The sequence below is a fragment of the Neoroseomonas lacus genome (genome assembly GCF_014644535.1).
Taxonomy (GTDB): domain Bacteria; phylum Pseudomonadota; class Alphaproteobacteria; order Acetobacterales; family Acetobacteraceae; genus Neoroseomonas; species Neoroseomonas lacus.
The window spans coordinates 174,834-187,568 of sequence record NZ_BMKW01000013.1 but is presented as its reverse complement, the minus strand read 5'-3'; the positions used below and the strand labels follow the sequence as shown (position 1 = coordinate 187,568).

General features: G+C 68.4%; 15 protein-coding genes. 5 read left to right on the top strand and 10 right to left on the bottom strand.

The genetic code is table 11. The annotated features are described in order from the left end of the window. A partial coding sequence (locus tag IEY36_RS24095; protein WP_229681543.1) for an ABC transporter substrate-binding protein occupies positions 1–365 on the bottom strand: 365 nt, incomplete at its 3' end. A 176-nt stretch (positions 366–541) separates the two neighbouring features. On the opposite strand from IEY36_RS24095, the gene IEY36_RS24090 reads away from it, so the two are divergent. Further along, positions 542–1,042 carry an IS1595 family transposase gene (locus IEY36_RS24090; protein ID WP_188971671.1) on the top strand — a complete coding sequence of 167 codons (501 nt, stop codon included), beginning with the start codon at positions 542–544 and terminating at the stop codon, positions 1,040–1,042. 141 nt (positions 1,043–1,183) lie between these two features. On the opposite strand, the gene IEY36_RS24085 is transcribed toward IEY36_RS24090, so the two are convergent. Continuing rightward, the gene (locus IEY36_RS24085; protein ID WP_188971669.1) at positions 1,184–1,954 is read right to left on the bottom strand and encodes an SDR family NAD(P)-dependent oxidoreductase; all 771 of its coding nucleotides are present in this window, start codon (positions 1,952–1,954) and stop codon (positions 1,184–1,186) included. A gap of 95 nt (positions 1,955–2,049) precedes the next feature. Here IEY36_RS24085 and IEY36_RS24080 point away from each other — a divergent pair, with 95 nt between their 5' ends. From IEY36_RS24080 to IEY36_RS24070, 3 genes are read left to right on the top strand one after another with little or no spacing between them, the layout of a single operon-like run. Continuing rightward, positions 2,050–2,523, top strand: coding sequence for an ureidoglycolate lyase (locus IEY36_RS24080; RefSeq protein WP_188971667.1), 474 nt, complete (start codon positions 2,050–2,052; stop codon positions 2,521–2,523). Between the two features lie 2 nt (positions 2,524–2,525). Further along, positions 2,526–3,437 (top strand): polysaccharide deacetylase family protein, encoded by a 912-nt coding sequence (locus IEY36_RS24075; protein WP_188971665.1) that lies wholly within the window; start codon positions 2,526–2,528, stop codon positions 3,435–3,437. 28 nt (positions 3,438–3,465) lie between these two features. Beyond that, positions 3,466–4,746 carry a Zn-dependent hydrolase gene (locus IEY36_RS24070; RefSeq protein WP_188971663.1) on the top strand — a complete coding sequence of 427 codons (1,281 nt, stop codon included), beginning with the start codon at positions 3,466–3,468 and terminating at the stop codon, positions 4,744–4,746. 209 nt (positions 4,747–4,955) lie between these two features. On the opposite strand, the gene IEY36_RS24065 is transcribed toward IEY36_RS24070, so the two are convergent. The 8 genes from IEY36_RS24065 to IEY36_RS24035 form a co-directional block, all read right to left on the bottom strand. After that, positions 4,956–5,837 (bottom strand): polysaccharide deacetylase family protein, encoded by an 882-nt coding sequence (locus IEY36_RS24065; RefSeq protein ID WP_188971661.1) that lies wholly within the window; start codon positions 5,835–5,837, stop codon positions 4,956–4,958. Between the two features lies 1 nt (position 5,838). Then, complete coding sequence (gene atzD, locus IEY36_RS24060; protein WP_188971659.1) at positions 5,839–6,930, bottom strand: cyanuric acid amidohydrolase; 1,092 nt, start codon at positions 6,928–6,930, stop codon at positions 5,839–5,841. Further along, the gene (locus IEY36_RS24055; RefSeq protein WP_188971657.1) at positions 6,927–7,700 is read right to left on the bottom strand and encodes an ABC transporter ATP-binding protein; all 774 of its coding nucleotides are present in this window, start codon (positions 7,698–7,700) and stop codon (positions 6,927–6,929) included. Before IEY36_RS24055 ends, atzD begins: the two co-directional genes overlap by 4 nt. Continuing rightward, positions 7,693–8,541, bottom strand: a complete 849-nt coding sequence (locus IEY36_RS24050) for an ABC transporter permease (RefSeq protein ID WP_188971655.1) — start codon at positions 8,539–8,541, stop codon at positions 7,693–7,695. The genes IEY36_RS24055 and IEY36_RS24050 overlap by 8 nt, the downstream gene beginning before the upstream one ends. Before the next feature lie 22 nt (positions 8,542–8,563). Next, positions 8,564–9,517, bottom strand: a complete 954-nt coding sequence (locus IEY36_RS24045; RefSeq protein ID WP_188971653.1) for an ABC transporter substrate-binding protein — start codon at positions 9,515–9,517, stop codon at positions 8,564–8,566. Positions 9,518–9,542: 25 nt separating this feature from the next. Continuing rightward, complete coding sequence (locus IEY36_RS30785) at positions 9,543–9,947, bottom strand: allophanate hydrolase-related protein (RefSeq protein WP_229681542.1); 405 nt, start codon at positions 9,945–9,947, stop codon at positions 9,543–9,545. Continuing rightward, positions 9,944–11,299, bottom strand: coding sequence for an allophanate hydrolase (atzF, locus tag IEY36_RS24040; protein ID WP_229681541.1), 1,356 nt, complete (start codon positions 11,297–11,299; stop codon positions 9,944–9,946). Before atzF ends, IEY36_RS30785 begins: the two co-directional genes overlap by 4 nt. Before the next feature lie 218 nt (positions 11,300–11,517). Further along, complete coding sequence (locus IEY36_RS24035; RefSeq protein WP_188971651.1) at positions 11,518–12,249, bottom strand: GntR family transcriptional regulator; 732 nt, start codon at positions 12,247–12,249, stop codon at positions 11,518–11,520. A gap of 118 nt (positions 12,250–12,367) precedes the next feature. On the opposite strand from IEY36_RS24035, the gene IEY36_RS24030 reads away from it, so the two are divergent. Next, on the top strand, positions 12,368–12,718 hold the full coding sequence (locus IEY36_RS24030) for an ArsR/SmtB family transcription factor (RefSeq protein WP_229681540.1): 351 nt from the start codon (positions 12,368–12,370) through the stop codon (positions 12,716–12,718). The last annotated feature ends 17 nt before the right edge of the window (positions 12,719–12,735 follow it).

Here is a 12,735-nt window from a genome sequence, read left to right as displayed (position 1 = left end):
GGGCTGTTCGGGATGTTCCGCGCGCGCGTGAAGCTGAAGGCGATGTCGTCGGCGGTCAGAGCGCGGCCGTCATGCCATGTCACACCAGGCCGCAGGCGGAATTCCCACACCGTCTCCGATACCGGTCGCCAGAATTCGGCGAGGCCCGGCGCCAAGGTGCCATCCGCGGCGCGCTCCAGCAGCCGATCAAAGATCTGCATGGCGATACTGTTGTTGGGCGACGCGTTGTGGAAGTGCGGGTCCACCGAGGTGACGCCGCCAGCCATGCCGATGGTCAGCGTCTCGGCCCGGCTCGGCTCGGCGGTCTTGGCCGCCAGACAGGCAAGGCCGGAGGCGCACAGCATCGGGCGCCAAACGTTTGTCATCGCAAGGCGTCTCCTCGATCGTCGCAAGAAGAGTCATCCGCGTGGTATAATTTAAGATATCAATGCTAGAGCGGCCTCCGACCTGACTGAATCGCGAAAGTCCTCCCAGGCCACCGAACTCTCCGGGCTCGACCGCAAGACCACCCCTGCGTCTGTTCACCCTCTTCCGCGCCCGCATGGCTGACCTCGCCACCCATGCCTGCCCCTTCGCCAGCGAGGTCGAGGTCGATGAAAGCTACTTCGGCGCCAGCCGCGTCCGCGGCAAACGAGGCCGTGGCGCCGGGCGCAAGACACCGGTCTTCGGCATCCTCAAGCGCGGCGGCCGCGTGCATACCCAGATCGTCAGAAACTGTTCAAAAGCAGCGCTTCAAGGCATCATCAAAGGCACGATCGACGTCTCCGCCAGTATCCATTCCGACGGCTGGCGCGCCTATGACGGCCTCGTCGAGGCAGGCTTCGCCAAGCACCACCGCATCCGACACAACGACGATCAGTTCGCCGACGACGGCGTCCACATCAACGGCATCGAGAGCTTCTGGTGCTTCTCAAAACGCCGCCTAGCCAAGTTCAACGGCATCCCCAACGCCAGCTTTCCAGCCTTCCTCAAGGAGTGCAAATTCCGCTTCAACAACAGGCATGGCGATCTGTACCGGACCAGACCCATCTTAAAATCATAAAGTGTGTAAAATCAATGGTATAATGCTCTATGGCGGCGCCGGTCGCTCGCGGTCGATGGTGCCGTGGGCTATCGCGCCCGGATTCGGTGCGTCGAAAGGCGGCCCCTCTCGCTCATGGCGCCCGGCCCGCCTCCATCACGGTCAGAACGCCATCCACCCGCCATCCACCAGCAGGTTATGCCCGGTGACGAAGCTCGCCTCGGCGCTGGCGAGGAACAGCGCCGCTTGCGCCACATCAATCGGCCGGCCGAGCCGCGGCATCGGCGTGCGCATGATGGAATATTCCATCCCGTCGGTGCCCGGCGCCACCGGGCGCCCGGTCAGGATGCGGCCCGGCGCGACGGCGTTGCAGACGATGTTGTCCTTCGCGTAGTCCACCGCGATCTGCTTCGTCATATACGCCGACGCCGCCTTGCCAGTGCCGTAGGCGATCTTTCCCGGTGCGGCGACCATGCCGTGCTGGGAAGAAAGGTTGACGATCCGCCCACGCGTCTCGTCCACGATCTCCTGCGTCAGGAATTGCTGCACCGCGCGCTTGCAGCCGAAGAACACACCCTTGGCGTTCACCGCCATCACGCGGTCCCAATCCTCCTCAGTGGTTTCGTGCAGCCTGGTGCCGGCGCCACGAATCGCGGCGTTGTTCACCATCACGTCGAGCCGGCCGAACTCGGCGACGGCGGCGCTCACCAACGCATCGACATCGGCCCAGACGGAAACGTCGCAACGCTGGAAACGCGCGACACCACCCGCCTCGGCGATCACCGCGCGCGTCGGCGCGCCGCCTTCCAGCACCGTCTCGCTGACGTCGCCGATCACCACCTTCGCGCCTTCTCGCGCGAACAGCGTCGCGATGGCCCGGCCGATGCCCGACGACCCGCCGGTGACGATGACGATCTTGTCCTGCAGACGCATGCCAAACTCTCCAATCCTCGCCACATTCTGCCCGCCCCCTGGACGAAGGGCGAGGCCCGGCCCGATCATCACCCCGATCACGCTGGAGTCACCCGATGCGCCTTATTCTCGAAGAGCTGACCGCCGAGGCCTTCGCCCCCTTCGGCGATGTGCTGGCCTGCCCGGAGCAACCGGGGCGCGTCTATACCGAAGCGGCGCTCGACAATCGTCGCGCGCATGCGAAGCCGAGCCTGTCCTTCAGCACGAAGGAACCGGTCGCCCTGCCGCTCGCCTCCACCACCATGGAGCGGCATCTGCATTCCTCGCAGTCCTTCGTGCCGATGGATGCCGGGCGCTGGCTGGTGCTGGTCGCGCCGCACGGTGCCGATGGCGGGCCGGACATGGCGAAGGCGCGGGCCTTCCTCGCGCGGCCGGACCAGGGCGTGACCTATGGCGCCAATGTCTGGCACCACCCCTCCACCGTCTTCGACCGCATCGCGCGTTTCGCCATCTTCATGTGGAAGGACGGCAGCAGCGACGACGATGAATTCGTCCAGGTCGCGCCCTTCACCGTTGTCGAAGGAGCGTGACCATGACCTATCAGGTGAAGCGCGATTTCATCGGCTACGGCGCCAATCCGCCCGACCCGCAATGGCCAGGTGGCGCGAAACTCGCGGTGAATTTCGTGATGAACTACGAGGAAGGTTCGGAGCCTTCCTTCGAACTTGGCGACGGCCGCACCGAGGCCGGGCTGACCGAGGCGCATCCCGCCAGTCAGGTGAAATCCGGCCGCGACCTCGCCGCCGAGGGCATGTTCGAATACGGCTCGCGCGTCGGCGTCTGGCGGTTGATGGGTCTGTTCCAGGAACGCGGCCTGCCGATGACGGTATTCGGCTGCGCCCTCGCACTGGAACGCAATCCCGAAGCGGCCGCGGCCATCCGCGCCGCCGGCTACGATGTGTGTTCGCATGGCTGGCGCTGGGTGAAGCATTTCGAATTGTCGGAAGCCGAGGAGCGCGAGCACATCGCCAAGGCCGCCGCCAGCCTGCAGAAGACCTTCGGCGAAGCCCCCGCCGGCTGGTACTGCCGCTACGGACCGTCCGAGAACACACGCCGCCTGGTCGTCGAGCATGGCGGCTTCCTCTACGACAGCGACTACTACGGCGAGGAACTGCCGCTCTGGGTGCAGGTCGAGGACAAGCCGCACCTCGTCGTGCCCTATTCACTGGTCAATAATGACGGCAAGTACGCCGGCTGGATGGGCACCTCCGACGACTGGTTCTCCTTCATCCGCGACGCCTTCGACATGCTTTATGACGAAGGCTGCAAAGGCCGGCCGAAGATGATGTCGATCGGGCTGCATATGCGACTGATCGGCCACCCGGCGCGGGCAATGGGATTGCAGCGGCTGCTCGACCACATCGGCCGGCGGCGCGATGTGTGGGTGACGCGGCGCGTGGATATCGCGCGGCATTGGATGGCGGTGCATCCGCATCGGCCGTGACCGGCATGGCGAATGCTAGAAACCGCGCATGACGCCCTTTCCCGACCGCGCCGTGGCCGAGGCGCTTGCCCTCGCCACCGACCTGTTCTCGCGCCTGGCGGCGGCCACCGCCGACCCGCCCGGCATCACCCGCGCCTCCTTCGGGGAAGGTGAAGGCGAGGCCCACCGCATCCTGGCCGAGGCGGGGCGTCGCCTTGGCATGGAAGTCACGACCGACGCGATCGGCACGCTGCGGATGGTGCTGCCCGGGCGTGACCGCGCGCTGCCGGCGGTGGCGATGGGCTCGCATCTCGACAGCGTGCCGCATGGCGGGAATTTCGACGGCGCGGCAGGGGTGGTTATCGGCCTGGCCATTGCGGCCGCCTTGCGCGAGGCGGGCCGCACGCCGCAGCGCGACCTGCTGGTGCTCGGCATCCGTGCCGAGGAAATGTGTTGGTTCCCGGCTCATTACCTCGGCAGTCGCGCGCTGTTCGGCCTGCTGCCGCGCGATGCGCCAGACACGCTGCGCCGTGTCGATACTGGACGGACGCTGGCCGAACACATGGCCGAGCAGGGGCTGGACCCGACGCCGATCCGCGAAGGCCGTGGGCTGCTCGACCCCGCGCGCATCGCGTATTTCATCGAACCACATATCGAACAGGGACCGGTGCTGGTCGAGGAGGGCCTGCCGGTCGCCGTGGTCTCGGGCATCCGCGGCAGTCTGCGCTACCCATTGGCGCGTGCGCATGGCGTGCATGCCCATGCGGGTGCCGTACCCCGACGGCATCGGCGCGACGCTGCCATGGCGACGGTGGCGTTGATCGCGGCACTCGATGAGCGCTGGTCACGGCTGGAGGCCTCTGGCGCCGACCTGGTCTGCACCACGGGCATTCTTGCCACCGACCCTGCGCATCACACCTCGACCAAGATTCCCGGCGTGCTGCGGTTCAGCCTCGATATCCGCAGTCTCGACGCATCGTTGCTCGCCGAGCTCGATGCCTGGCTCCGCGCGGAGGCGGCGCGTCTCGGTGCGGCGCGTGGCGTGACATTCGACTTCGGTCCGCCGACACATGCCGCGCCGGCACCGATGGACCCTGGCCTGCGCACCCTGTTGATGCTCAGTGCGAGCCAGGCGGGCGTGCCGGTGCGGGAGATGGCCTCGGGCGCCGGGCATGACGCCGCGACCTTTGCCGGGCTGGGGATTCCCACGGTCATGCTGTTCCTGCGCAACGAGCACGGCAGCCACAATCCGGATGAGGCGCTGGAGATGGCCGATGTCGGTGCCGGGCTCGCGGTGCTGGTACCGGCGGTCAGCGAATTGCTGGGATAGTCGACAACGACCTGCGGAGAGCCACCTGGATCCGCCGGTTCCAACGGCCCTGAAAGCAGATCGCGCCCAACTGGAATCAGTCGGGCGCGTGAAGATGGTCGATCAAAGGAAGGCTTGGAGCGGTTGGCGCGAGCGCGGTCGAACGCAAACCGTTCGGGGCCATTGGCGAGGGGAGGTCCCGAGGGTGGCAAGGCTTCTCTCCGAGCGCCCTACGCGGCATCCCCGCTCGCCAGATACCAATTCGCGATCTCATCCCCCTGCAGGAAGGCCACGCGCGGGTCAGCCGCGAGTTCGGCATAGAGTGATTCGAGCGCCGCGATCCGATGCGGTACGCCGGTGATATAGGGATGGATGGCGATGCCCATCACCTTCACGCCACTGCTCGCCTCGGCTTCCTGCAACAGGCGTGCGGCGGTCAGTCGGGCGCGACGCGGCAGTTCCTGTTCATCATGGTACTGGATCATGACCACGGGGATGTCGTTCAACTCAACGGAATAGGGCATGGCAAGCATCTCGCCATGCGTCGTGGCGATTCGTGCGGGCAGGTCGTCCAGCACGAAGTCGCCGGTCCAGCGCACACCGGCCTCGGCGAGGATATCGGCCGTCTCCAGCGTCTCGGTCAGGCCCGGCCCGAGCCATCCGGTGCAGGGCCTTCCGGTGAAATCGAGGATCGCCTGCGTGGTCTGCGCGATCATCGCGCGCTGGTCCTCGAGCCGTTGCGTCGGCACTTGGAACCAGCCATGGCCCATGAATTCCCAGCCGGCATCGCGCGCGGCGGTGGCGACGCGCGGATACGCCCCGATGACAGAACCATTGATCGACAGCGTCGGTCGGATGCGGAGGCGCTCGAACAATGCATGGAAGCGCCAGAAGCCGACCCGCATTCCGTATTCGTGCCAGGCCCAGTTCGGCACGTCGGGCTGGAGGACGCTGGCGGTCGGCGCGACCAGCACCTGGCGCGGCATCGGGTTGTCGATCAGCCAGTTCTCGACATTGACCACCGGCCAGACGATCAGCTTTGCGCCCCCCGGCCCCTCATGGCGCGGCCGGTCGGATGGCGTGACGTAGCGAACGCGCTCGACAGGACGCATGTCAGGATGCCTTGCGCGCGATGACGGCGACGGGGCCGCCGCCATCGGGGCCCTGGTGCTCGGCGCCGCCGGAGATGAACAGGTCGGTCCTCCCCACCGCAGCCGCGGCGACGCCGCCGACCAGGGCGCGGGCATGGCGCGTCGCGTTGATGTCGCTGTCGTCGTTCATGATGTGCCGCAATCCGCGGATGCGTCCCGTGGTGGAAGGTTCCGCCTTGGCGAGCAGCGCGACGAGGCGTGCCGCCTGGTCGGGCGCCAATTGTCCCGCGCCAGGATCGAGTCCCGCGTCGCGCAACGCGGCGTGAATCGCCGACAGGTCGATGCCGTCCCGCATCACCGCATGGGCGATGGTGAGCTCGCCGGCCCAGGCGGCGCTGTTGCCGAACACGACAATTTCGTTGCGCGTTAGCTCGACGCCGGCGGATGCGCTGGCGCAGCCCGAGAACAGCGAGGTGTCGGTGCCGATCGCGCCATCGGAAACGACCGCGACCTCGCCCAGCGCCAGGGCGACGCCGAGCGCCGAGGCGCCGCGCGACAGGCCCATGGAGTGATAGGTGTCATGCGTGGCAACGGTCGCGCCGCGTGCTTCGGCCTCGGCGATGCGCTCGCTGGTCAGCAGCGGGCACTTGACTTGGACGTAGTGAACGTCGTCGATGGCGGCTTCGGCAATGGCGGCGCGCACTGCCTCGGCGGTGGCGTGCACCTGCGCCGTCCGGCCGATCTCCTCGGGTGCGAAGTCGCGCGTGAAGGCGGTGCCGATGGCCAGAGCGCCGGTCGGCGGCGCCTGCGTGTCAGCGACCGACACGATGAGGAAATGCGGCGACAGCCCGCCCTCCGTGCCACCCGACATCACCATGGCGATGCGCGCGGTGACATCCTCGGGTGTCGTCGCCAGCCGTCCGGACAGCATCACGCTCAATGCCTGTACCGCATAGGCACGGGTGAAATCGTTGACGCAGCCATTGCCCTCGGTCTTGCCGAGGATGGCGACGATCCCGGCAGGGTCAAGCCCCCCATCGAGCAGTGCGGCGAGGCCGGATACGTCGCCCGGATGGCGCGTCGCCACGCGATGCACGGCGGCGACGCGCGTCATGCGGCCTTGCGTGCGTGGTGGCTGTGCAACCGGGCCGACATCTCGCGCCGCACCTCGTTGAATTCCGGGGAGGCGACGTCGCGCGGCCGCGGCAGGTCGATGCGGTGCTCGCTGGCGATGCGACCGGGGCCGGGTTCCATCACGACCACGCGGTCGGCGAGGAAGATCGCCTCCTCGATCGAATGGGTGACGAACAGCACGGTCAGCTTCGTGCGCTGCCAGATCTCCAGCAGTTCATCCTGCAACCGCTCGCGGGTCATGGCATCCAGCGCGCCGAAGGGCTCGTCCATCAGCACCATCTCGGCGTCGTTCGCCAGCACGCGGGCGATCGCCACGCGTTGCTTCATCCCACCCGAAAGCTGATGCGGGTAGGCATCGGCGAAGCGCGTCAACCCGACCATGGTGACGAAGCGCTCGACCGTGTCGCGCACCTCGGCCTTGGGCAGCCCGCGCGAGGAGGGGCCGAAGCCGATGTTCTGGCGCACCGTCAGCCACGGGAACAGCCCGTAATCCTGGAACACCATGCCGCGGTCAGGCGCCGGCCCGGTGATCGGCTTGTCCCACATCAGCGCCTGGCCGCTGGTTGGCTTCTCGAAGCCCGCGACGATGCGCAGAAGAGTGGATTTGCCGCAGCCCGAAGCGCCAATCAGGCAGACGAGCTCGCCCTTTCTCACGACGAGGTCCGCACCGCGGAGAGCTTCGATCTTCTGACCGTTGAGTTCGTAGATCTTGCCGACGCCGCGGACGTCGAGGATGGGCAGCTCAGCCATGATGAGACGGGCTCCAGCGCAGCAGGCGGTTCATGACCATCACGACGATGCGGTCGGAGATGAAGCCCGCGACGCCAATGACGATCATGCCGCAGATCACGAGTTCAGTGCGCGACAGCGTGCGGCCATCCATGATGACGGCCCCGAGGCCCTGCGGCACGCCGGTCATTTCGCCGACCACGATGACGAACCAGGCGAGGCCGAGACCCAGCCGCAGCCCGGTGAAGATCGACGGTAGCGAGGCCGGCAGCACCACCTTGAAGAACTGCGCGGTCTCGCTGCAACCCAGCATCGAGGCCGCCTCGAACAGCCGCTTCTCGACGCTGCGCACGCCGAAGATGGTGTTCAGCAGGATCGGATAGAAGGCGCCGAGGAACACCAGGAAGAAGGCCGATCGCGCGCCGAGGCCGAACAGGATCATCGACAGCGGCAGCCAGGCCGTCACCGGCACCGGCCGCATCAATTGCAGGAAGGGGTCGAGCAGCGCGCGCACCATCTCGTTGCGGCCGATCAGGATGCCGAGCGGCACCGCGACGATCGCCGCCAGCGCGAAGCCGCCATAGACGCGGCTCATCGAGGCCAGCAGATGGATGTGCAGCGTCGCGGAAAAGGCATCATCCCAGATGCCGCCGACCGCGAAATCGATCATGTATTCGCCGACGTCGTAGGGGGATGGGATGAGCTGCATCCACCCCCACTTCACCGCGAAGTGCCAGAAGGCGAGCAGCGTCAGCGGGACGATCAGCGCCATCCAGGTGGCACGCAGCCGCGCCGGCCAGGGGGAGGGCACGCGCGGGGCGGGCTCCGCCTCGGCCGTGCCGGGAACCGCGCCGGCGCTCATCGTCCTGGTCCCGGCCCCGCCGTCAGGCTGCCGCGACCTGGTTCGAGAAGGTCGGGTTCAGCAGCTTGTCGAAATCGGGCAGGCGACGGATCTGGCGCAGCGTCAGCATGTGTTCGGCGTAGGTGCGGGCTTGGCCCAGCACGGTGTCGTCGAGCTTCCAGATATATTCAACATTGTCGGCGCCCAGCGCCTGGTCCACTGCCGCGCGCGGCGCGCCCAGCACGCGCACCGTCGTCTCCGCCACCTCCGCCTTGTGCGCCATCATGTATTCGCTGGCCTGACGATGGACGCCGAGCATGGTTCGCACCAGCGCCGGGTCCTCGTCGATCAAGCCCTGCGAGGTGCCGAAAATCATGTTCAGCCCGCCCATGGCGGTGCCATAGGGGTATTCCACCAGCTCGCCGACGCCGGAGGAGATCGACAGGCCAGGGCCGGGTTCGGCACCGACATAGGCATCGATGTCGCCGCGTGCCAGCATCGCGTTCATCTCGCCGAAGGGCACGCGAACGGCGGTGATGTCGCGGATGCTCATGCCCGACTGGCGAAGGCGTTCGAGGATGAAGACCTCCTGTGTCGAGCCCGGCCAGATGCCGACGCGCCTGCCGCGTAGCGCCGCGATGTCGCCGATGCCCGAGCCCTTCTTCGCCACCACGCCCATGCCGCGATTGCACAGCGCGCCGACCACGACGATCGGCTCGCCGGCGGCCGCACCCAACGTCGCGGCGGCGATGCCGAAGCCGCCGAAATCGACGCTGCGCGTCACCGCGGCGTTCTTGCCATCGGTCGGGCTGTCGAAGGTGATGACCTCGATGGTCATGCCGGCCGGGGCGAAGCGCTGGTAGAAGTGCGGTGTCATCGAATGGATCAGCCGCAGCGAGCCCATCTTCACCGTGCGGGCGGCCTGGGCATTGGCGAGATGCGGCACGGCCAGCTGCGAGATGGCGGCGGTGGCGAGCAGGTGGCGACGGCTGATCATGGCAGATTTCCTTGTGATGCAGGCATCAGGCGGGGGTGGGTGAGGCGATGGCGGCGAGGAAGCCGCGCCAGCCGCCATAGCGGGTGATGTCCTCGGCACCGGCGAGGCCCTCGGGCTCCACCAGGAAGCCCTTGGGCGTGGTGCCATCGGCCAGCAGCATGGTGCCGACGCATAGCGGCGCGGGCACGGCGGCGACGAAGCGGCCGAAGCCGTCCGGCGGCAGCGCCCAGACCTCGGCGGCGATGGAGGCACCATCGCGCGCGCCCACGCGCAGCAGGCCCGGCCGCTGCGGCGGCCCACCGGCCAGGGCGAAGAGGCGATAGCAGGGCCTGGTGCCGGCGGCGCGACGGAACACGCCGCCTTGCGCCTCCAGTTCGTGGTTCAGCGGCAGGCCGGTCAGATGCGCGCCAACGACGGCGATCTCGATCATGCGGCCTGTGTCTCCTGGGTGGCGGCGTCACGGCGCGCCGCGAATGTCATGCCGAGGGCGGCGAGCGACGCATCGCTTCCACGCGGGCCGATCAGCGTGATGCCGGCCGGCAGCCCGTCAGGCCGCTTCGGCCCCGGCACAGCGAGTGCGGCGAGATCGAGCAGGTTGACGAAATTGGTGTAGGTGCCGAGCCGCGCATTCGGGCCGATCGGGTCGGCGTCAAGCTCCGCCAGGGTCGGGAAATTCGGCGCGGATGGCACCACCAGCACGTCGACACGCGCGAAGAATTCCTCTGCCGCGCGGCGGTGCTCGGCGAGTTTGTACAAGCCGCGAAACGCATCCACGGCGGTGAAGCGCCCGGCACCACCGATGATCGCTTCCGTCACCGGATGCAGGGCGCCGGGATGGGCGGCGGCGAAATCACCGATGGCGGCGGCGCGTTCGGCGATCCAGGGGCCATCATAGAGAAGCTTCGCGGCATCGAGCAGCGGGGTGATGACCGCCTCCGTCACCTCGGGCAGTAGCGCGCGGGCGGCAGCCCAGGCGGCCTGGCCAGCCGCGTCGTCCAGATGCAGGTCGCCCGGCGCAGGGATGGCGAGGCGCGCCGGCACCGCGCCGGGTTCGACCCAGGTGATCGGCCGGCTGTAGGGATCGGCGCGATCCTCCCCGGCGATGACGCGGAACACCGCCCAGGCATCCTCGACACTGGTGGCGAAGACCGAGATGCAGTCGAGGGTCCGGCAGGCGGCGAGCATGCCGCGCGAGGACACCGCGCCGACGGACGGCTTCAGCCCGACAATGCCGTTCAGCGCCGCCGGCACGCGCCCCGACCCCGCCGTGTCGGTGCCGAAGGCGGCGGCGGCGATGCCATGCGCCACCGCGACGGCCGAGCCGGAGGAAGACCCGCCCGGCACGCGCGATGGATCGGCGGTGTTGCGCGGCACCGGATAGGGCGTGCGCACGCCGACCAGCCCGGTGGCGAACTGGTCGAGATTGGTCTTGCCGAGGATCAGCGCGCCGGCCGCGCGCAGCCTGGCAACGGCGAAGGCGTCCTCGGCCGGGATATGGCTGAAGGCCGGGCAGGCCGCGGTCATCGGCCGGCCGGCCACCGCGATGTTGTCCTTCACCGCGACCGGAATGCCCCAGAGCGGGTAGTGGGCCGCATCGAAGGGGGGCAGCGCGGCGGCCGCGGCGATCAGCGCGGCTTCGGGGATGAGGTCGAGGAAGATGCCTGGATCCGCCACGGCGGCGAGCCGGCGATGCGCCTCTGCGACCACGGCGGCGGCGGGCAGGCCGTCGCCATAGGCCGCGTGCAGCGCGTCGATTCGGAAGGGCAGGCCGGACAGTTCCATGGCCCGATAGTGAGCAAGACCCGTGCCGGGCCGGAGGGTCGGCCGAATCGCCTAATTGTATACAAACATGCATGCAAAGCGGGCGCTCGCTTGGGCCATTTGCCGTATTCGCGGTCAATTTGCCGCACGGTGTGGCACCATTGGCGGCAATCGGCGGAGGAGAAGAGCGTTCTCCGACCCGCCGGGCGCGGGCCCGTGCCGCCCAAGCGGAAGGCGCGCTAGTCCTGCCTTGCCGACGGCTGGCCGGCCAGCACGCCCCAGCTCCATTCCGTTGCCGCCAGATGGGCGCGCACGGCGGCTGCGGCGGCCGGCGCGTCGCCCGCCAGGATCGCCGCCACGATCGCTCCATGCTCCTCATGCGAGGCGGCGAGGCGGTCGCGCCCGCCGAGCTGCGCGGCGCGGAAGGGGGCGAGCCGCCGCCGCGTGGCATCCGCCAATTCGGCCAGATAGCCATTGCCCGACCCGGCGTAGAGCGCCTCATGGAAGGCGACATTCGCGTCGCGATAGGCGTCGAGCCAGCCATCCTCGACGATCTTCGCCATGCCGGCATGCCGGCTTGCGAGGCGCGCCTTGTCGGCCCGAGTCATCGCCACGGCGCACAGGGAGGCGCAGATCGCCTCCAACTCGGCCATGGCCTGGAACATCTCGGCCAGGCGTCCGGGTTCGGGGCGCGCGACCACGGCGCCGCGGCGCGGGCGCTGTTCCACGAGGCCGGTCGCCGCCAGCAGGCGCAGCGCCTCGCGCACCGGTGTGCGGGACACGCCGTGGGCTGCGGCGAGGCGTTCCTCCTCCAGCGTGGTGCCGGGCGGCATGCGGCCTTCCGTGATCGCCTCGGCGAGTTCCGTGGCCAGCGTTTCGGCGCGGGTCGGTCCCGGCCGGCGGCGCGATGGCTTGTCGCCCGACGCCCCATAGGCAGGGCCGGTGACGTGAGACTTGGTGAAGGTTGTCATCACATGGACCTTGCATGCACCATGCCGGATGCGATGGCCCAGGATCATGGGCTAGACAAGAACAAACCGCGCCATACCTGTAGAGCACCACGGTGGGCGTGGCTTTCCGGAGCTTTCCATGCAGCCGCAGACCATGGCCGTGACGGCCAACAATTCCGCTGCCGCCGCCGCCGCCGCCATGGAGGAGCATGCCGCGGCCGCCGCGGCGATGCTGCGTCTGTTGGCGAGCGAGCGGCGCCTGATCGTCCTGTGCACGCTGATTGCCGAGGGCGAATCGCCGGTGGGGCGCCTGGCCGAACGCGCGGGCCTGTCGCAGCCGGCAATGTCGCAGCACCTGGCAAAGTTGCGTGAGGATGGGCTGGTCGCGACGCGGCGCGCCGGCACTACCATTCACTACCGGATCGCCGATCCGCGAGTCGCGCGGTTGATGGCGACGCTGCACGACATCTTCTGCGCCGAGCAAGCCTGAGTTGGGCGGTACCCCAC